Below are 18,895 nucleotides of genomic sequence, written 5' to 3'. Positions count from 1 at the left end.
CCGGCTCAGGTCAGCAGCCCGCCAGGGACACCTCCCCACCGCGCACGACCAGCGCCGTCGTGCCGCACTCGTCGCTACGGACCACGGCGGCGCCGAGGCCCGAGTACAGGTCGAGCGCCTCGTCCGTCGGGTGGCCGTACTCGTTGCCCTTGCCCGACGAGACGAGCGCGACCGCCGGGTTCAGCCGCTCCGCCAGGGCGCGCGACTGCACGGCCGAGCCGTGGTGGGCGACCTTGACGACGTCGGCACGGCCGACGAGCGGGACCAGCTCCGCCTGGCCCGCGTCCTCCAGGTCGCCGAGCAGCAGCACGTCCAGCCCGGCGGCCCGCGCGGCGAGCACCACGCTCGAGTCGTTGGCACCGTCGCCCGCGCCTGCCAGCAGGACCCGCCAGGCGAGGGTGCCCGCCGTGCCCTGGTCCCCGGCCCGCGCTGCCCGCACCGGTACGCCGGCGGCGGCCAGCGCCGACCCGGTCGCCGCGGCGTTCGCCGCCGGTTCCGGCACCGGTGACACCAGCGCGGCGGTCACCTCGCGCCCCGCCAGCACGGGCCCGATGCCGCCCACGTGGTCCGCGTGGAAGTGGCTCAGCACGAGCAGATCCACCCGGGTCACGCCGAGCCGGTCGAGGCAGCGCCCCGCCGCCGGCCCCTCCGGCCCGACGTCCACCACGACCGCCGACGCCGGTCCCGTGCGCAAGGCGAGCGCATCCCCCTGCCCGACGTCGCACATCGCCACCTGCCAGTCCTCCGGTATCCCCGACCGGGCGGCCAGGCGCGGCACCGCGACCGCGATCACCAGCGCGGCTGCCGCGCCCGCCGCCAGGAGCGCGACGAACCGGCCCCGAGTGAGCCGCCGCCGTCGCGCCGCGAGCGCCTCGCGCAGGCCCGAACGCACCGCGGCACGCCACGACTCGGGCCAGCCCGGGCGGGGAGGGCGGCGCAGGACCGCCCACAGGGCCAGCCCGCTGACGATGGCGAGCAGCAGCGCCCCGGCCGGCCCGCCGAGCCAGGGGACGGTGGCGCCGGGCAGCGCGGCACACCAGTGCGCGACGGTCGCGATCCACCACGTGGCGCCGGACGCCGCCCACGCGACGACGCCGGCGAGGGCCGGGAGCCACGGCGCGAGAACCGTCGCGACCAGCCCCAGGACGGTGGCCGGCACGAGCGCGGGGGCGGCGAGCAGGTTCGCGAGGACCGAGACCATGGACACCGACGGGTCGAGCAGCACCAGCACGGGGCCGCACGCCGCCTGCGCGGCGAGCGGGACCGCGAGGGCGAACGCCGCCGCGTCTCCCGTCCAGGGCTCGAGCCGCGCGGCCAGGGGTGCCGCGAGCAGCACGAGGCCCGCGGTTGCCGCCGCGGACAGCGCGAACCCAAACGAACGCGCCAGCCACGGGTCGACCACGAGCAGCCCGACGACCGACGCCGCGAGCGCCGGGGCGGACTGCGACGGCCGCCCGATCGCCACGCCCGTCAGAGCGAACGCCGCCATGACCGCTGCCCGGAGCACTGCGGGCTCGGGCCGAACCAGCGCCACGAAGGCGAGGGATGCCAGCGCGACGAGGGCCACCCTGACCGGTCTCGGCAGCCGGGCCAGCGAGCAGAGGAGGGTCAGGACGGCGACGACCACAGCGAAGTGGCCGCCCGAGACGGCAGTGATATGTGTCAGTCCGGAGGTCTTCATGTCGTCCGCGAGGTCGTCCGGGAGGCGTGAGGTGTCGCCGATCGCCGCGCCGGGTACCAGCCCGCGTGCCTGCGCGGACAGCGGGTCGGTCACGTCGAGCAGCGCCGTGCGGTGGGTATCGAGCACGCGCAGGGCCGACGGCGGCGCGCGGATCTCGCGGGCGCCGTCGGCGGTCAGGCGGGCCGTCTCCGCCGCGCCGGGGTCGGCGGGCCGCAGCGATCCGGACACCGTCACTGTCGCCCCGTAGCGCGGGGCGGTGCCGGAGAGCACCCCGACGTGGGCACGGGCCGCCGAGCTGACGCCCCGGGCGTCGACCGCGCGGGCGGCCAGCACCCAGCGGTACTGCTCCACGCCGGGCGCGAAGGAGAACGGCTCCGGCTGGGCGACGACGACCCCCGTGAGCGTCGCGGTCGCCCGCTGGTCCGCGAGATCGGCCAGCGGGGCACGCCCGGCGAGCTGGACGTGCGCGGACGCCGTGACCGCGAGGACGCAGGCCGCCGCGAGGGCCGCGTGCGCGACGGCCGCGTGCGCGACGGCCGCGTGCGGGACAGCCGCGTGCGGGACAGCCGCGTGCGGGACAGTCGCATACGTGGCGGCCGCGTGCGGGACAGCCGCGTGCGGGACGGCTGCGTGCGGGACAGTCGCATACGTGGCGGCCGCGTGCGGAACGGCCGGCCGGTGAGGGCGCCGCGCCAAGGCTGTCGCCGCCACGCCCAGGCAGGCCGCCGCGGCACCGGCCGCGGCCGCCCACGTGACCGGGCCACTCCAGGCTCCCCCGGGCCCGGTCAGCAGCCACGCCGTCACCCAGACCGCCAGGGCCGCGGGCACCATCCGCAGGTCGGTCATGGTCCCACCCGCGCGCTCTCGCGGATCTCGTCCAGCGTCGCGGGGCCGATGCCCGGCACGTCCTCCAGCTCGTCCACGCTCGCGAACGGCCCGTTGGCCTCGCGCCACTCGACGATCGCCTGCGCGATCGACGGCCCGACGCCGGGGAGCGCCTCCAGCGCCGCCGCGTCCGCGGCGTTGATGTCGACGGCGGCGCCCGCCGCCGGTTCCCCGCCGGTGACACCCGAGTCGCCCGTGGCCGGCGCCTCGGCCCCGGGCACCGTCTCCCCCGGCTCCGGCACGTAGAGCTGCTCGCCGTCGACCACGGTCCGGGCAAGGTTCACGGCGGTCAGGTCGGCCTTGCCGGTCGCGCCCCCGGCGGCCTGCAGCGCGTCGGCCACGCGGGCGCCGTCGGGCACCGTGACCAGGCCGGGCTCGGCCACCGCGCCGACCACGTGCACCAGCAAGCCGGCGTCCGGCCCTCCGCCCGGAACCGGGCCCGCGCCGGCATCCGGGCCTGCGCCGGTCGGGGTCGCCTCCGGGAAGCCCTCCGCGAACGGGCTCGCCGACCCACCGGACGATTCCTCGCCCGCGGCCACCGGCGTCAGGGACTCGGCCCCGTCGCCGCCCAGCGAGAACGCCGCCACGCCCACGCCGAGCAGGAGCACGGCGACGATCGCTACCACCGCCGTCGTGCCGGTCAGGGCCCACCGGCGCGCGCCCTGCTCGGCGCGCGGGTCGGTCGGATGACCGTGCGCGGCGGCGTAGGCCGCCGCGACGCCCGAGGTCGAGCGCCGGGCACGGAGGCGGGCCACCAGCTCGTCGGCCTCGTCCCTGGCTCCATCCTGGGGCGCACTCCGGACGAGTGGACCCGCGGCCCAGGGATCCGCTGCCGAGGGAGTCGGCGGGCCCGGCGCCGACGGCTCAGCCTGGTCACCGGACCCGGGCACCGGGCTGAACGGCCACGGGTCTGGAAGTCGCTGTTGTGCGGTCTTTGGCTGCATGTCTCAGGACGCTAGGCGCGCGCCGCATGCCCCAGGAGAGCCCGGCGGCCCGCCTGTGCACAGACGCGGAAGAACGTCCCCTGTGGTCGGGCTCGCACCCGCACCGGGCCGTGATGAGGGTCTGCGTGATCGGTCGACAGATTTCCACCACGGCCACCGATGAGTTCTCCGCGGCCGCGGCGTCGGACCTGGCAGAGCGCGCGAGAACCCGGACGGCACCCAGCAGACTGGGCCACGCGCCACGATCAGGAGCGTCACGATGACCGACAAGAAGACCTTCACCCTCGACGTGCCGGGCGCCGTCCTCACCTACGACGTGCGCGAGCCCGCGGCACCGACCGACGAGCCGCCGCTGCTGCTGATCGGCCTGCCGATGGGCGCGGAGGGCTTCGCCACGCTCGCGAGCCACTTCGCCGACCGGACCGTGGTGACCCACGACCCGCGCGGCGTCGAGCGCAGCACCCGCGAGGCGAGCGCGGACCTGCCCGGCATCCCCACCTTCGCCGACGACGTGCACCGGATCATCCAGGCCGTCGGAGGCGGCCCCGTGGACCTGTTCGGCTCCAGCGGCGGCGCCACCGTGTCGCTCGGCCTCGCGGCGACGCACCCGGAGGACGTGCGGACCGTCGTCGCGCACGAGCCGCCGCTGCCGACGGCGCTGCCGGACCGCGACGCCATGGTCGCCGCGATGCGAGACATCTACGACACCTACCAGGCCAAGGGCTCCGGGCCCGCCACGGCGAAGTTCATCGCCCTGCTCATGACCGAGGGCGAGCTCACCGCCGACTACGCAAACCAGCCGGCGCCGGACCCGGCGACGTTCGGCCTGCCGACCGAGGACGACGGCTCCCGCGACGACCTGCTGCTCAGCGTGAACATGCTGACGATCCCCCCGTTCGAGCCGGCATACGCGACCATCAGGACCGGCACGCCGCGCGTCGTGATCGGCGTCGGCACGGACTCGGACCAGGGGATGGCCGGCCGGTCTGCCATCGCGGCCGCGGCGCTGCTCGGCACCGAGCCCGTCGTCTTCCCTGGCGGCCACGGCGGCTTCAGCGGCGGCGAGTACGGCCAGCCGGCCGACAAGCCCGAGGAGTTCGCGGCAAAGCTGCGCGAGGTCTTGACGCCCTGAGCCGCACGGCCCGCGTGATCGGCAATCTGTCAGGAGATCGGCAGCTCGGTCTGCCGATCTCCTGACGGTCTACCGATCACCCCAGCCGGAGGCCTAGTGCGTGTGGGTGCCCAGGTCCGCGACTACGACGGCGAGCGTGCCGGGGCCGACGTGCACGCCGAGCACGGCGCTGAGCGGTGTGACCTCGACGTCCGCCCGCGTGCGCGTGTGCAGGCGACCGGCCAGCGCCTGCGCCCGGTCGTGCGCGCCGAAGTGGTGCACGGCAACCACCGGCCGCTCCGCCTCGGCGACGAGGCCCGCCGCCTGCTCCAGCAGGCGCTCGGCCCCGGCGGCGCGGGTGCGCACCCGCTGGGAGAGCTCGACTGCGCCGTCCGACAGCTTCAGGATCGGCTTGACGCCCAGGACCGTGCCGAGCGCCGCCGCCGGCCCGGACAGCCGGCCGCCGCGGCGCAGGTGCTCCAGGGTGTCGACCACGAACAGGACGTGCGCCGTGCCGGCGACCTCCATCGCCCGGGCGGCGACGTGGTCGGCGTCGGCCCCGGCGGCTGCACACTCGGCCGCGGCTCGCGCGGCGAAGCCGAGGCCCGCCGCGCCGGTCCGCGAGTCGACGGCGCGGACCTGCAGCGGCGACCGCGCGGCTGCGGTGCCCGCCGAGCCGACCGTGCCGGACAGCGCGCCCGAGAGGTGCACCGACACGATGGAGCGGGCACCCTCGCCGCCCAGGCTGCGGTAGACGGCGGCGAACGCCTCCGGGGGCGGCTGAGAGGTGGTCACCTGCTCGCCCTCGGCGACGAGCTCGGCCAGGCGTTCGGGGGTGATGTCCTCGCCCTCGGCGTAGGCCTCGTCCCCCACGAGGACGCGCAGGGGCACCACGACCAGGCCGCCCGTCCGGCCGGCGGGCAGGCAGGCGGTGGAGTCGGTGACGACCCGCACCTCCTGGGGTGCCGGGCGGGAATGACGACGTCGGTTGCGCATGACCGCGCCACTCTATCCGCGCGAGAACCCGAACCCGCAAACCGCACCTGCCTCCCAACCCTCCGTTGAGTGCTGGGTATTTGTTGGCTCTGGCAGCGAAACCCAACAGATACCCAGCACTCAGCGACCTGACCGGGATTGGGGCTGTGGATAGTCAGCCGGGGTCGGCCGAACGGCTGAACCTGGATGTGTGCCATCCGACATCTTCACGGTTTCCGAAGCGCCAGATCTCGACATCAGCGCACATGATCTGCGGACCAGACGGTTCTCGGCTCCCACATCCGGCGTGCGAATCGACGACACCGACCCGTCGGTGATCGACCGCTGCCGGGCAATCGCCCGGGTCGTGCACCCGAACGCGGCATTCGCCCGGACGACAGCGCTCCGCCTGCTCGGCGTCGACATCCCCTGGCAGCTCGAGGACGATCACGCGATCCACATCGTCACGCCGCGCCGAGGCGAACGACCACAGCGATTCGCCGTCACCCCGCACTTCTGCGGGCAGAAGCAGCTCGACGTCGTCGACCGGTTCGGCCTGCGGATCACCTCGCCACCGCAAACCTGGCTCCAGGTGGCACACCGCTTGAACAGGAACAGCCTGGTCAGCCTCGGGGATGCGATGACACGCCGCAAGAATCCCGTGACCACGACCGACGCACTGAGCTTCCTGATGCGCGAGACGTTCAAGATGAAAGGGCTCACGCTCTGCCGGGAGGCGATCGAGCTGATCCGCCCGGGAACCGACTCACCGATGGAAACCGACCTACGGCTGCTCATCGTCGACGCCGGACTGCCCGAGCCCTTGGTCAATGTCCCCGCGCTGGACGACGAAGGGCAGTTCCTCGCGCTCCCCGACCTGTCCTATCCACGACTCAAGATCGCGATCGAGTACGACGGCGACCATCACCGTACCGACCCGGCTACCTGGCGCCGGGATGTCGAACGCCGGCAGCGCCTCGAGGACGCGGGCTGGCTGATCATCACGGCGACGGCGGACGACGTCATCCGCCACCCCAACCGCATCATCGCCCGCATCGAGACGGCGATCAACAAACGTTGAGTGCTGGGTATTTGTTGGTTTCAGGCTGCAAAACCAACAAATACCCAGCACTCAACGAAAGGTTAGGACGGGACGATGTTGACCAGCTTCGGGGCGCGGACGATCACCTTGCGGACGCCGCGGCCGTCGAGGAACTTGACCACGTTCGGCTCGGCCAGGGCCGTCGCTTCCAGGTCCTCCGCGGAGATGTCCGGGGCGACCTCGAACCGGGCGCGCACCTTGCCCTGGACCTGCACGACGCAGGTCACGGTGTCCTGGACGAGGTACGCGGCGTCGGCGGCCGGGAAGGGCGCGTGCGCCAGCGACTCCTCGTGCCCGAGCCGGGACCACAGCTCCTCCGCGATGTGCGGCGCGACGGGCGCCGTCATCAGGACCAGCGGCTCCACGGCCGAGCGCGGCACGGACGACAGCCCCGTGAGGTGGTTGTTCAGCGTGATGAGCTTGGCGATGGCCGTGTTGGGCCGCATGTTCTCCATCTCGACGCGGACGTCGGCGATGGTGCGGTGCACGGCGCGCAGCGTGGCGGTGTCGGGCTCGTCGTCCGTCACCGTGAGCTCGCCGGTCTCCTCCGAGACGACGTTGCGCCAGAGCCGCTGCAGGAACCGCTGCGAGCCGACGACGGCGCGGGTGTCCCACGGGCGCGACAGGTCCAGCGGGCCCATCGACATCTCGTAGACACGGAACGTGTCGGCGCCGTACTGCTCGTACATCTCGTCGGGCGTCACGACGTTCTTGAGCGACTTGCCCATCTTCCCGTACTCACGGTTGACGGCCTGGCCCTGCCAGGTGAACCCGGTCTGCTCGTCGCCCTCGACCTCTTCGGCCGGCACGTACTGGCCGCGCGAGTCGGTGTAGGCGTACGCCTGGATGTAGCCCTGGTTGAAGAGCTTGCCGAACGGCTCGATGGCGGTCACGTGGCCCAGGTCGAACAGGGCCTTGTGCCAGAACCGCGCGTACAGCAGGTGCAGCACCGCGTGCTCGACGCCGCCCACGTAGAGGTCGACGCCGCCCGCGGGGCCGGACGTCGGGTTGTGCTGCGGCCCGAGCCAGTACTTCTCGAGCTCCGGGAGCGCGGCGGCCGCGGTCTCGGCCGGGTCGAGGTAGCGCAGGTAGTACCAGCACGACCCGGCCCAGTTGGGCATCGTGTTGGTGTCGCGGCGGTAGGTCTTGGGCCCGTCGCCCAGGTCGAGAGTGACGTTGACCCACTCGTCGTTGCGGCCCAGCGGCGCCTCCGGCTCGGAGTTCGCGTCCTCCGGGTCGAAGGTGCGCGGTGCGTAGTCCGGCACGTCGGGCAGGTCCACCGGGAGCATCGCGTCCGGGATCGCCACCGGCCGGTTGTTCTCGTCCCAGACCACGGGGAACGGCTCGCCCCAGTAGCGCTGCCGGCTGAACAGCCAGTCGTTGAGGCGATAGGTGGTGGTGCCCTCGCCGATGTTCTTGCTCTCCAGCCAGGCGATGATCTTCGCCTTGGCCTCGGTCACGCCCAGGCCGTCGAGCGAGATCTCCTCGTTCGACGAGCGCACGGCGACGCCGTCGTCCGCGTACGCGCCGGAGTGGTCCTCGGGCAGGCCGCCAGCCGGCTCCACCGTGTGGATCACCGGCAGGTCGTACGCCTCGGCGAACGCGTAGTCGCGCTCGTCGCCGCCTGGCACGGCCATGATGGCGCCGGTGCCGTAGCCCATGAGCACGTAGTCGGCGGTGAACACCGGGACCTGCATGCCGCTGGCCGGGTTCACCGCGAGGTGCCCCGTGAACACTCCGGTCTTCTTGCCGGCGTCGGCCTGCCGCTCGACGGCGGTCTTCGCGGACGCCTCGCGGCGGTACGCAGCGACGGCCGCGATCGGGGTGTCGTACCCGCCGGTCCACGCGGACCGCGTGCCGTCGGGCCAGGCCGACGGGACCTCGTCGAGCAGGGGGTGCTCCGGGGCCACCACCATGAACGTGGCGCCGAACAGCGTGTCGGGACGGGTGGTGAAGACCTCGAGGCTGCCCGCCGCGCCGGCCGGGTCCTCCTCGGCGGTCCCGACGACGTCGAACCGCACGTTGGCGCCCACCGACCGGCCGATCCAGTTGCGCTGCATCGACTTGACCTTGTCGGGCCAGTCGATCAGCTCCAGGTCGTCCGCCAGGCGGTCCGCGTACGCGGTGATGCGCATCTTCCACTGCCGCAGGTTGCGCTGGAACACCGGGAAGTTGCCGCGCTCGGACCGGCCGTCGGAGGTGACCTCCTCGTTGGCGAGCACCGTGCCCAGGCCCGGGCACCAGTTCACCGGGGAGGAGTCCACGTAGGCGAGGCGCTGCGCGTCGATGACGTCGCGCTGCTCGAACTCGCTCAGCGCGGACCAGACGGCGCCGCCGGTGTTGTCGCCGTCGTGCCCGGGAACGGGTCGGGTGCCGGCGGCCAGCTCCTCGCGCAGCTCGGCGATGGGGCGGGCACGGCCGGTTCCCGAGCCGGTCGACGGGCCGGGACGCTCGGCGTCGGCGTCGTACCAGGACTCGAAGATCTGCAGGAAGATCCACTGGGTCCAGCGGATGTACTCCGGGTCGATGGTCGCGAACGTGCGGCGCGAGTCGTGGCCCAGGCCGAGGCGGCGCAGCTGGCGCCGCATGTTGATGATGTTGGCCTCGGTGGTGGTGCGCGGGTGCTGGCCCGTCTGGACGGCGTACTGCTCGGCGGGCAGGCCGAACGCGTCGTAGCCCAGCGCGTGCAGCACGTTGTCGCCGCGCATGCGGCGGAAGCGCCCGGTCACGTCCGTGGCGATGTAGCCCAGCGGGTGGCCCACGTGCAGGCCCGCACCCGAGGGGTACGGGAACATGTCCATGATGAAGTACGGGTCGCCCTCCGCCGGGCTCCCGCCCGGCCCCGTAAGTCGCCCCTGCGGGTTCGCCGCGTGGAAGGTTCCGCGCTCCTCCCAGACGTCCTGCCAGCGCAGCTCGATCTGCTGCGCGAGGACCGGGGTGTAGCGGAAACGGGGCTCGTCCGAAGACGTGGTGCGCTCGGGTGCGTCGGGCATGGTCACCCGGCCGAGTCTACCGACCGACCGGGTCCCCGGCCCTCGGTCGTCCACAGGGCGAAGGTTCATCCGACATTCGCCCGCGCCTCCCCCGGAGTTCCCTGCTCGAGTGCTCGAATTGTCCGCATGATGCCTTCGTTGCGAAAGGTCCTCGCCGCCAGCATCGCCGCCACGATCGTGTGGGTGGCCCCGAACACCGTCTCCGCGTTGCCCGCGAGCGAAGCCGGCGACGGCCCCGCCGACCACGTCGTGTTCCTGGCGCTCGACGGGTTCGACGTCGAGTACCTCGACCTGGTCCGCTCCGGAGCGGCGCCGATGCCGAACCTGCAGCGCCTCCTGCGCCAGGGCAGCGTCACCACCTCTACCGGCGTGATGACCTCGATCACCAACCCGTCGTGGTCGTCCATCGCCACGGGCGCGTGGCCCGAGACGCACCGCAACACCGCCTACTGGTTCGACTCCGCGACCGGCACCGCCAAGGGCCAGCAGCGCGACCTCGCCGTGCCCACGATCGCGCAGTCGGTCCGCGAGCAGGGCGGCACCGTTTTCTCGTCGCAATGGTTCATCCTGCAGAACTACGGCGTCACCTTCGGCGACCCCGACGGCCTCTACACCCAGCCAGGTGGCGACTGCGCCCGCCGCACCGACGACGCCGTCGCCGTGCTGCGGGGCGAACCCGTCAGCTCGGGCGGGCAGCTCGTGACCACGAACGGCATCCCGGAGCTCATGACCGTCTACTGCGACGTGCTCGACGCGATCGGTCACGAGGGCGGCGACGCCGACCCGCGCATCCCCGGAGCCCTGGCGGACATCGACCGGCAGCTCGGGCGCATCGTGGCGGCCACGAAGGAGGCGGGAATCTACGGCGACACCGCGTTCGTCATCACCGGCGACCACGGCATGACCACCTTCGACAAGGGCTTCGGCGCCGAGGGGCTCGCCGCGATCGAGGCGGCGGGCTTCACCCCGCAGATCCTCACCAGCGGCCAGTCGCCGGCTCCTGGCACCGACGTCGTGATCGTCGTCGGCGGGGTCGCGAACGTGCAGATCATCGGCGAGCGGGCGGGTGACCCGGCCGCCGTCGCGCAGCTGAGGACGGCGCTGGAGGCGCTGCCGCAGGTGCGGACCGTGTTCGACAAGACGGACCAGGCCCGTATGCACATGAGCCCGAGCTACGGCGACCTGCTCGTGGAGCCGAAGCCCGGCTGGTCTTTCGGCGCCACGCCCGCCGACCCGGCCGGGCGGCACGGCGCGACGACGGAGCTGCACGTACCGCTGGTGCTGGCGGGCGCGGGCGTCCTGCCCGGCGCGCACCCGAGCAACCCGCGCCACATCGACGTCGCGCCGACGATCTCGGCACTGCTGGGCTACGCGCCGCCGTCGGGCAGCGAGGGCCGGGCACTACGCGAGTCGCTGCGCCGCTGAAGCGCCTCAGAACGAGTCGACCAAGGGCCCGCCTACCGCGAGCATCAGCCACGCCACCGCCACGACGTAGCCGATGATCAGGATGATGACGTGGTTGCCCGCTATCGCGTCCCGCAGGCCTTCGCCCACGCGCAGGTCGCCGGACTGCACGCCCCGCACGATCTGGTACCAGAGCAGCGGCCACATGATGGTCCACACGACCATGCAGTAGGGGCACAGCGCGACGATCGAGTAGAAGCTGGTCCACATCAGGAAGAACACGAGCGCCTGACCCACCACGGTCCCGGCCAGCAGCGACAGCCAGTACCAGCGCGGCAGGCGGGTACCGAGCAGCAGCATCACGCCCGTCGTGATGACCACGGGGAACGCCGCGACGCCCAGGTACGGGTTCGGGAAGCCGAGCAGCGCGCCCTGCCACGATTCCATGGCGGCGCTGCAGGTCACGAACAGGTTGATGCTGCAGGACGCCGTCCGCTCCGGCTCGACGAACGACAGGTACTTCTCCCAGGCCAGTGCGAACGAGGCGACGAACCCGATGCCTCCCAGCACCACCAGGAGCAGCCCCATGGTCCGCGCGCCAAGAGGCGTGCGCACGGGTGCCGCTGTGTCGTTCTCGTCGCTGATCGAGCTGTCCGACGACGTCGTGGTCGCCCCGGTCTCTGTCACCCGGCCCACGCTACCGGCGGAGCCTGAAACATTCCTGGGTCCAAAGTCACAAAGTTGTCTCCGCGACCTGGTGGGCGACCCGCTGCCGCCCGAACGCCAGGATCATGCCCAGTCCGAGCACGGTGACCACCACACCCGCCCAGGCCGGCGCGAGGTAGCCCCAGCCCGCGTCGATGACGACGCCGCCCAGGAACGCACCCGCTCCGTTGGCCACGTTGAGCCCGGCGTGGCACAGCGCCGCGCCGAGCGACGGCGCGCCGGGTGACAGGTCCATGAGCCGGGTCTGGAACGCGAGGCCCAGGATCTGCGACGTGACGCCGAGCAGGAACAGCGCGGCCAGCGCGGGCACCACCCACCCGCCGGTCAGGGCGAACAGCACCAGCGAGAGGGCAGTCGAGACGAAGCCGATGAGGACGGCGCGCAGCACGCCACGGTCGGCGAGCCGCCCGCCGATCTGCGTGCCCACAGTCATGCCGACGCCGAACAGCGCGAGCACCCACGGCACGGCCCCGCCGGGCAGGCCGGTCACGCCGGTCATCGTGGGGGCCACATAGGTGTAGACGGCGAACATGCCGCCGAAGCCGATGGCCCCCGCCGCGAACGCGAACCACAGGGGCGCGTTCCGCAGGGTCGCCAGCTCGGTCCGCACCGAGCGGCCGACGCCTCCGGCACCGGCCGGGACGAGCCGCCACAGCCCCAGGAGCGTGAGCAGCCCGAGCACGCCGATCAGCACGTACGACGTGCGCCACCCGAACGCCTGCCCCACCCACGTGGACAGCGGCACGCCGACGACGTTCGCGATGGTCAGGCCCGTCATCATGGTCGCGACCGCCCGCCCGCGCCGGGCCGGCCCGGCGACGGCGGCCCCCACCGCCGCGCCGACGCCGAAGAACGCGCCGTGCGGCAGGCCCGCGAAGAACCGGCCGGCCACGAGCCAGCCGATGTCCGGCGCCGCCGCGGACAGCACGTTCGCCAGCGTGTAGGCGCCCATCAGCACGAGCAGCAGGCGCTTGCGCGACATCCGCGCCGCGGCCACCGTCAGCAGCGGCGCCCCGACGACGACGCCGAGCGCGTACGCGGTGATCGTGTGCCCCACCTGCGGGTCGGTCGCGCCGAGGTCGGCGCCGACGTCGGGCAGCAGGCCCATCGCGGCGAACTCGGTGGTGCCGATGGTGAAACCGCCGACGGCCAGCGCGACGAGCGCGGGCGCCGCTCGGCGCATGGACGCGGCGGCCGTCGTACGGTCCGGGGCACTCTGCGGGGAGCTGGTCGCCATGGGGACTCCAGTGTGTCGTATCGATTCGGGGAGACCGTCAGCGACACCGGCGACGAGCGGGGAGGAACGGAGGAAGACTACTCCTGCGCCACCCACACGCGGGAAGCCGCCAACAGGCCGAGATCGGCCACCCGCTCGTCCGCGCCGGGCTGCGCGTCGGCGGCGCCCGCGGCGTCGTCCCCGTCCTGCCGGGGCGCCGGGCACGTCCAGGACACGGCGACCGTGCCCGCGAACTCGCGCCGCGTCGTGACCTCGACCCGCATGTCCAGGTCCAGGCCCAGCTCGGCGAGGTAGCGCAGCGCGTCGGGGTCCGCGTCCGAGATCCGGACCACCGTGCCGGCATCACCGGCGTGCATCGACGACAGCGGGACGGCGGACGGCCGCACCACGGTGCCGTCGGCGCTCGGGATCGGGTCACCGTGCGGGTCCCGCGACGGGTTCCCCAGGCGCTCCGCCATCCGCTCCACGAACACGTCCGAGACCGCGTGCTCCAGCACCTCCGCCTCGTCGTGCACCTCGTCCCAGCCGTACCCGAGCTGGTCCACGAGGAACGTCTCCAGGAGCCGGTGCCGGCGCACCATCACCAGCGCCAGACGGCGCCCCTCGTCGGTCAGCCGGATCGCCCCGTACCGCTCGTGCTCCAGCAGGCCCTGCCCGGACAGGCGACGCACCGTCTCCGACACCGTGGACGCACCCACCCCCAGCCGGTCCGCGAGATGCTTGGTCGTCACCTTCTCGTCCGACCACTCCTGGGCCGACCACACCGCCTTCAGGTAGTCCTGGGCGACGGGCGTCAGCTCGGCCGGGTCGGTTGTGATCTCCACGCCCCTGAGCCTAGTTGCCCGACGCAGCGGACGTCGGCGCCGGACCCGCACCCGGCACGTCGCCGGGCGCGTCGTCCGGTACCTCGTCGGGCAGCACACCGGCGGGCGGGACCGCCTGACGCTCGCTCACCGCCGCCTCCCCCTCCGTCGTGACCTCGACGAGCTGCCAGTCCACGAACCGCCGGGCCTCCGGGTCGAACCGCAGGATGGTCATCTCGGAGGAGTCGCGCAGCGGGCCCACCGACGTGTTGCCCTTCGACGCGCCGCCCGTGCTCGCGTTCACGTACCGCACGCCGTACCCCACGACCTCCGGGCCGATCCGCGTGTGCATGTGCCCCGAGATCTGGAACGGCAGGCAGCCCGACTCCAGCGCCGCGTCCCCGACGGCCGGCTGGTGCACCAGCAGCAGGTCGACCCGGTCCTCGGCGGTGAACCCGCCGAGCCCGGGCTCCCCCGCGGCCTCGCACGCGACGTCGCGCAGGCGCTCGCCGGCCTCCTGGGGCGTCTCCTCGCGCGCGATCACCGTGCCGCCGCCGATGCGCGTCTCCAGCGGGTCCCGGTCGCCCAGGATCCGCAGGCCCTCCACATCGACCACGTCGCCGTCGAGCACGATCTGGCGGTTCGCCAGCTCGGTGGCCGTCGTCAGGCGCGAGTCGTGGTTGCCGTCCGCCACGACGAACGGGACGCCGTCCGGCACCGCGGACGCGAACGAGTCCACGCAGACCGACTCCACGCTCGTGCCGTTGATGGTCGTGTCCCCCGCGTTCAGCATGACGTCGGGCCTCAGCCGGTCCGCCAGGTCGCGGATGAGCGGCGTCATACCGGTGTTGCAGTGCAGGTCCGCGACGACGAGGAGCGTCACGTACCCGTCGTCCTCCGGGCTCGCCGACGCCGCGCCGCCCCGGCCGCCCTCCGCCGCCTCCTGCTCGGCGACCCGCGCGTCCCAGGCCGCCATCAGCTTCTCCCGCGCCCCCGCGTAGAACACCTCGTTGGCCTGGTACGTGTCCACGAGCTGGCCGCTGTACGTGTCGATCACGCCCGCCAGCCGGCCCGTGATCCGCGCGCCCTCCAGGGCCGTCCCCTCGAACACCGGCGAGGCGGGCAGCGTCGCCCGCTCCTCGGGCCCGGCGCTCGCGGCGGCGGTCGCAGCCACCAGTACGACGACGAGCACGGCGCCGGTGATCTCCCAGGTGCGGGCCGCGAGCGCCCGGGCGAGGTCCCGCCGTCGGGCAGGACCCAGCAGGGCCCGCACGCCGAAGCCGGCCGCCACGACCAGCAGCACGGCGGCGCCCGTACCGCGGACGGCGTCCCAGACGAGGGCCCACGTCACGGTGCGCACGGTCTGCTCGGGGCTGTCGAAGAACTGGAGGTACCCGTCGAGGTCTCCGGCGAGCGCGTCGAAGCTGGCCGCGTCGACGGCGGAGAGGTCGGCGGGGATCTCGTGCACGGTGATCCGCACGCCGAGGGTGAGCGGCAGCGGGGAGTCGGTGACGACGGTGCCGAGCGGGCCGAGGTCGGCGACCAGGCTGTCGTCCGCCGTGACCGCGTACGTGGCCTCGTGCGGGCCGAGGCTGAGGTCTGCCTTCGCCGTCGTGACCCCGTAGGTCAGGCACGCGAGCACCGCGACGACGCCGGCAAGGGTCCAGCGCAGCCAGCGGGGTGGGTCGGTGCGGTTCATCGCATCTACCTTGTCACGCGGTGCACGCATGTCGCCCATTGCGGGCGCGGCGGTAGCCGGAGCCCTCGTCGAAGTCGGCACCGGCGTCGGCGCCGAACCGCAGGTTGAACGACCACTTGCGCCGAACCGCAACCCGCGCGTCTATCTGGCGCTTGCAGAACGCACAGCCTTCGGCTCGACCCCGCGACGGACTCGTGGGTTGCGGTTCGACGCCGGTGGCTTGGACAAGTGGACACAGAGGTCGCGGCTCGGCCCGTCCGATCCGACGACCAACTTGCGGCTCGGCCCACTGTCCGCCCGCCGGCCAGGACGGCAGGATGGCCTGATGTTCGTGCTCGAGTCGGTCTGGCGCCCGGCCGCCCCCGTGCAGCGGGTCTGGTCCGTGCTCGCCAAACCGCAGTTCACCTGGCCTGACTGGTGGCCAGGGCTGACCGCCGACGCCACCCACTCCGTCGTCGGGTCGGACGGGCTCGCCGCGCCCGGGGCGTGGGCCCGGCTGCGGGTCCGCAGCCCGCTCGGGTACGCCCTGCGGTTCCGGCTGGACCTGACGGAGACGACGGCGCCGTCCGACGGCGAGCCGGGCCGCGCGCGGCTGGACGTCTCCGGGGACCTGGCGGGCGTTGCCGAGGTGACGGTGTCGGGGGTTTCGACTGGCACGGCCGACGGGGTCTCGACAGGCTCGACCAGCGAGGGCTCGACCGAGGTCCGCCTCGTCTGGCGGGTGTCCCCCGTCCCGGCCTGGTTCCGCGCGGCAGCCCGGGTCGCCCCCGGACCGCTCGCCTGGGCGCACGCCCGTGTGATGCGCGCGGGCGAGCAGGGCCTGGCGGCACGGCTCGGTTCGTGAGATCGCAGCCCACGACCCCGGCAGCAGCCGCGACCCGCCAGCGCCCCCGTCAGGAGCGCCCCCGTCAGGCCAGCAACGGCCCCAGCTCGACGGCGGCGGGCGCGAGCCGGCCGTCGGCCTCGGCGACGCCGGGCATCCGGTCCTCGAGCGCGACGAGTACCAGACCGGCGATCGGCCGGTCGAGCTCGTCGAGGACGGTGACGCCTATGGCGGCCCATCTGTCGCCACCACGGGCAGCGAACCTCGCTCCGGCGACCAGCTCGCCACAGACGCCGTCGACGACCTCGTGCACCCCCGGTTCGGGGACGAGCGGGAAGTCGGGGTCCTCGTCGACCACGGCGCGGACCACGCCGTCGAGCCGGATGAGGTGGATCCCACCGCGCAGCCCGGCGCGCAGCCGGTCCAGCACCAGCCGCGCGGCGAGCGGCGGCCGCGGCGCGGGCGGCGGGAACAGCGCGGACACCCGATGGCCGAGCGCGAACCCGCGCAGGTCCGGCAGCCGGACGAGGTACTCGTCCTCGGTCAGCACCTGCACCAGGCGATACGTCGTCGCGCGGGAGAGGCCGAGCGCGGCGGAGATCTCCTGACCGGTCACGCCGGCCCCGGACGCGGCCACGCACTCGAGTACCTGCAGGGCGTGCCGCACGGCGCGCGGCTGACGCCCGCGCAGCTCGTCCTCGCCGACGGCTGCGGAGCTGTCCGCCGCGTTCCCGTCCACGAGCCCGAGCAGCCGCGCGGCGGCTTCCGGGCTGCCGAAGATGGGCCGGCTCATCAGGCGGCCGCCGTACCACCGGACGGGCCGGAACCGCCGGACGGGCCCGAACCACCGGGCGATCGCGGCGAGCGCGCCCGGTCGTCCACGCGCCCGGCACCGAGGAGGTCGGCGACGACGGCTTCGTCGTGCACGCCCAGCCCGCGCCTCAGCCGCGGGAGCCGCCCGAGCCGGGCTAGTCCGGTCGCGACGCCGACCGCCAGGAGCGCGAGGAACGCCCACACCCCGGCCTGGCGTGACGAGCCGCTCTGGACCACGAGCATGACGACGAGCAAGCAGGCCAGCAGCGTCGCGGTACCCGCGGAGAGCGCGACGGGACGCCAGGTCACCTCGCCAACGCGGTGCAGGAAGGCCGGGACGGCGGCACACACCAGGACATAGGCGGTGATGTAGCCGCCCGCCGACACGACCAGGATCACCTGCATGGCCGACCACAGGTCCGCGCCGAGCAGCACCACCGCGACCGGGACGAGCGTCACCACCGGCATCGTCACCGCCAGCGCCCGAGCGGGGGTGCCGTGCACCGTGTGCGCTACGCCGAACGACCGGGGCGCCAGCTCCTCGCGCCCCATGGTGAACAGCACGCGCACCAGAGCGGTCGACGAGGCGATGGCGCACGCGAAGAACGACGCCGTGATGCCGACGTCGAGCACCGGACCCGCCCAGCTCACGCCGTACGCCGCCGCGAGCTCGTTGGCCGGGTAGCGGGCGCCGGCCAGGTCGAGACCGAGGCCCGAGTACCCCACGAGCTGGCTCACCGACGCGCCCAGGTACAGCAGGCCGGACCCGAGCGCGGTCCAGGTGATGGCGCGCGGGACAGCGCGGAACGGATGCCGTGCCTCGGCGCCGACCGTGGCTGCCGACTCGAAGCCCACGAACGCGGTGAGCGCGATCGCGGTGCCGACTGCCACATCCGCCGGGCCCGTGCCGGGCGCGGGGATCGCGGCGCGGACGGCATCCGCGGGCCCCGCGTGCAGGAGCATCGCGAGCACGAGCACGGCGAGGAGCGCCACGGAGCCGACCTCGACGACGAGCGTGACCCGGGCCGAGCGGCGGATACCGCGCAGGAGCACCCACCACACCGTCGCGCCCATGAGGAGCACGACGACGAGCGCGGGGGCCGCTCCCGAGGCCAGGGCCGGGACGAACCGGCCGATCAGGATGTGCGCGTACCAGCCGCCGCCGGCCAGGGCGAACATGGTGATGAACCCGTAGCCCAGCAGCATGGCCACCCCGGTGACCACCCCGGCGCGCGCACCGAGGCCGCGCACGACGAACGTGTACAGCGACCCCGTGGCCGCGATGCGCCGGGTGAACTGGTTGACGCAGGCGGCGACCGCGACCGCGAGGACGAGCGCGACGGCGAGGGCGAGCGCCGTCGACCCGCCGGCCACGGTGGCGACCAGGAGCGGCATGGTCGTCGCGGCGGCCGACGGCGCGACGGCCGACAGCGACTGCGCCACCACGTCGGTGAACGGCAGCGAGCGACGGGCAAGGCCGTGCACCGGAGAGCGGGTCCCGACGACGGGCCGGCGGGCGCGCGCCGGAGACGTGGGCGTGGTCATGGGGCGCTCCCTCCGTCGTCGGGCCGTCGTCCGGCTGAGTGCGCGGGAGCGTAGCAACGGCCTGTTGCGACAACTGCCGGACCGTGTTTCGGCGGTGTGACCCTCAACGAGACACGGGCGCCGGCGGCGTCTCGGCCGCCCCCGGCCAAGGTTT

14 protein-coding genes are annotated in these 18,895 nt (G+C 73.7%); 4 read left to right on the top strand and 10 right to left on the bottom strand.

What is annotated here, in order from left to right:
• Positions 1–10 precede the first annotated feature (10 nt).
• Both ACFT2C_RS06805 and ACFT2C_RS06800 read right to left on the bottom strand, forming a co-directional pair.
• The gene (locus ACFT2C_RS06805; RefSeq protein ID WP_377206265.1) at positions 11–2,527 is read right to left on the bottom strand and encodes a ComEC/Rec2 family competence protein; all 2,517 of its coding nucleotides are present in this window, start codon (positions 2,525–2,527) and stop codon (positions 11–13) included.
• Positions 2,524–3,321, bottom strand: a complete 798-nt coding sequence (locus ACFT2C_RS06800; RefSeq protein WP_377206264.1) for a helix-hairpin-helix domain-containing protein — start codon at positions 3,319–3,321, stop codon at positions 2,524–2,526. The genes ACFT2C_RS06805 and ACFT2C_RS06800 overlap by 4 nt, the downstream gene beginning before the upstream one ends.
• A 448-nt stretch (positions 3,322–3,769) precedes the next feature.
• On the opposite strand from ACFT2C_RS06800, the gene ACFT2C_RS06795 reads away from it, so the two are divergent.
• On the top strand, positions 3,770–4,642 hold the full coding sequence (locus ACFT2C_RS06795; RefSeq protein WP_377206263.1) for an alpha/beta fold hydrolase: 873 nt from the start codon (positions 3,770–3,772) through the stop codon (positions 4,640–4,642).
• A gap of 93 nt (positions 4,643–4,735) precedes the next feature.
• Here ACFT2C_RS06795 and ACFT2C_RS06790 read toward each other — a convergent pair whose 3' ends face one another.
• Entirely contained in the window at positions 4,736–5,617 is an 882-nt protein-coding gene (locus ACFT2C_RS06790; protein ID WP_377206262.1) for a DegV family protein, read from the bottom strand.
• A 286-nt stretch (positions 5,618–5,903) separates the two neighbouring features.
• Between ACFT2C_RS06790 and ACFT2C_RS06785 the strand changes: the two genes are divergently transcribed.
• Positions 5,904–6,677, top strand: coding sequence for an endonuclease domain-containing protein (locus tag ACFT2C_RS06785; RefSeq protein WP_377206261.1), 774 nt, complete (start codon positions 5,904–5,906; stop codon positions 6,675–6,677).
• A 62-nt stretch (positions 6,678–6,739) separates the two neighbouring features.
• Here the strand turns inward: ACFT2C_RS06785 and leuS are convergent, their stop codons facing one another.
• Positions 6,740–9,691 carry a leucine--tRNA ligase gene (gene leuS, locus ACFT2C_RS06780; RefSeq protein WP_377206395.1) on the bottom strand — a complete coding sequence of 984 codons (2,952 nt, stop codon included), beginning with the start codon at positions 9,689–9,691 and terminating at the stop codon, positions 6,740–6,742.
• A gap of 129 nt (positions 9,692–9,820) precedes the next feature.
• Here leuS and ACFT2C_RS06775 point away from each other — a divergent pair, with 129 nt between their 5' ends.
• On the top strand, positions 9,821–11,116 hold the full coding sequence (locus ACFT2C_RS06775) for an alkaline phosphatase family protein (RefSeq protein WP_377206260.1): 1,296 nt from the start codon (positions 9,821–9,823) through the stop codon (positions 11,114–11,116).
• Between the two features lie 6 nt (positions 11,117–11,122).
• Here the strand turns inward: ACFT2C_RS06775 and ACFT2C_RS06770 are convergent, their stop codons facing one another.
• The 4 genes from ACFT2C_RS06770 to ACFT2C_RS06755 form a co-directional block, all read right to left on the bottom strand.
• Positions 11,123–11,782 (bottom strand): vitamin K epoxide reductase family protein, encoded by a 660-nt coding sequence (locus ACFT2C_RS06770; RefSeq protein WP_377206259.1) that lies wholly within the window; start codon positions 11,780–11,782, stop codon positions 11,123–11,125.
• 46 nt (positions 11,783–11,828) lie between these two features.
• A complete protein-coding gene (locus ACFT2C_RS06765) occupies positions 11,829–13,058 on the bottom strand; it encodes an MFS transporter (RefSeq protein WP_377206258.1) in 1,230 nt (409 codons plus the stop codon).
• A 77-nt stretch (positions 13,059–13,135) separates the two neighbouring features.
• Complete coding sequence (locus ACFT2C_RS06760) at positions 13,136–13,882, bottom strand: metal-dependent transcriptional regulator (RefSeq protein ID WP_377206257.1); 747 nt, start codon at positions 13,880–13,882, stop codon at positions 13,136–13,138.
• 10 nt (positions 13,883–13,892) lie between these two features.
• Positions 13,893–15,560: a metallophosphoesterase gene (locus tag ACFT2C_RS06755; RefSeq protein WP_377206256.1), complete on the bottom strand. Its 1,668-nt coding sequence runs from the start codon at positions 15,558–15,560 to the stop codon at positions 13,893–13,895.
• Positions 15,561–15,885: 325 nt separating this feature from the next.
• Between ACFT2C_RS06755 and ACFT2C_RS06750 the strand changes: the two genes are divergently transcribed.
• Positions 15,886–16,404 carry a hypothetical protein gene (locus ACFT2C_RS06750; RefSeq protein ID WP_377206255.1) on the top strand — a complete coding sequence of 173 codons (519 nt, stop codon included), beginning with the start codon at positions 15,886–15,888 and terminating at the stop codon, positions 16,402–16,404.
• Between the two features lie 64 nt (positions 16,405–16,468).
• Here ACFT2C_RS06750 and ACFT2C_RS06745 read toward each other — a convergent pair whose 3' ends face one another.
• Positions 16,469–17,176 carry a helix-turn-helix domain-containing protein gene (locus ACFT2C_RS06745; RefSeq protein ID WP_377206254.1) on the bottom strand — a complete coding sequence of 236 codons (708 nt, stop codon included), beginning with the start codon at positions 17,174–17,176 and terminating at the stop codon, positions 16,469–16,471.
• Complete coding sequence (locus tag ACFT2C_RS06740) at positions 17,176–18,741, bottom strand: APC family permease (protein ID WP_377206253.1); 1,566 nt, start codon at positions 18,739–18,741, stop codon at positions 17,176–17,178. Before ACFT2C_RS06740 ends, ACFT2C_RS06745 begins: the two co-directional genes overlap by 1 nt.
• Positions 18,742–18,895: the final 154 nt, after the last annotated feature.

Origin of the sequence: Promicromonospora sp. NPDC057138 (assembly GCF_042670845.1) — a bacterium.
Lineage (GTDB): Bacteria > Actinomycetota > Actinomycetes > Actinomycetales > Cellulomonadaceae > Promicromonospora.
This window is presented reverse-complemented; position numbering and strand designations above follow the sequence as displayed.

What these genes read in the sequence shown, in the direction of transcription:
- ACFT2C_RS06805 (WP_377206265.1), bottom strand. Translation starts at nt 2,527, where the DNA reads ATGACCGACCTGCGGATGGTGCCCGCGGCCCTGGCGGTCTGGGTGACG.
- ACFT2C_RS06795 (WP_377206263.1), top strand. Translation starts at nt 3,770, where the DNA reads ATGACCGACAAGAAGACCTTCACCCTCGACGTGCCGGGCGCCGTCCTC.
- ACFT2C_RS06790 (WP_377206262.1), bottom strand. Translation starts at nt 5,617, where the DNA reads ATGCGCAACCGACGTCGTCATTCCCGCCCGGCACCCCAGGAGGTGCGG.
- leuS (WP_377206395.1), bottom strand. Translation starts at nt 9,691, where the DNA reads ATGCCCGACGCACCCGAGCGCACCACGTCTTCGGACGAGCCCCGTTTC.
- ACFT2C_RS06775 (WP_377206260.1), top strand. Translation starts at nt 9,821, where the DNA reads ATGCCTTCGTTGCGAAAGGTCCTCGCCGCCAGCATCGCCGCCACGATC.
- ACFT2C_RS06765 (WP_377206258.1), bottom strand. Translation starts at nt 13,058, where the DNA reads ATGGCGACCAGCTCCCCGCAGAGTGCCCCGGACCGTACGACGGCCGCC.
- ACFT2C_RS06755 (WP_377206256.1), bottom strand. Translation starts at nt 15,560, where the DNA reads ATGAACCGCACCGACCCACCCCGCTGGCTGCGCTGGACCCTTGCCGGC.
- ACFT2C_RS06750 (WP_377206255.1), top strand. Translation starts at nt 15,886, where the DNA reads ATGTTCGTGCTCGAGTCGGTCTGGCGCCCGGCCGCCCCCGTGCAGCGG.
- ACFT2C_RS06745 (WP_377206254.1), bottom strand. Translation starts at nt 17,176, where the DNA reads ATGAGCCGGCCCATCTTCGGCAGCCCGGAAGCCGCCGCGCGGCTGCTC.
- ACFT2C_RS06740 (WP_377206253.1), bottom strand. Translation starts at nt 18,741, where the DNA reads ATGACCACGCCCACGTCTCCGGCGCGCGCCCGCCGGCCCGTCGTCGGG.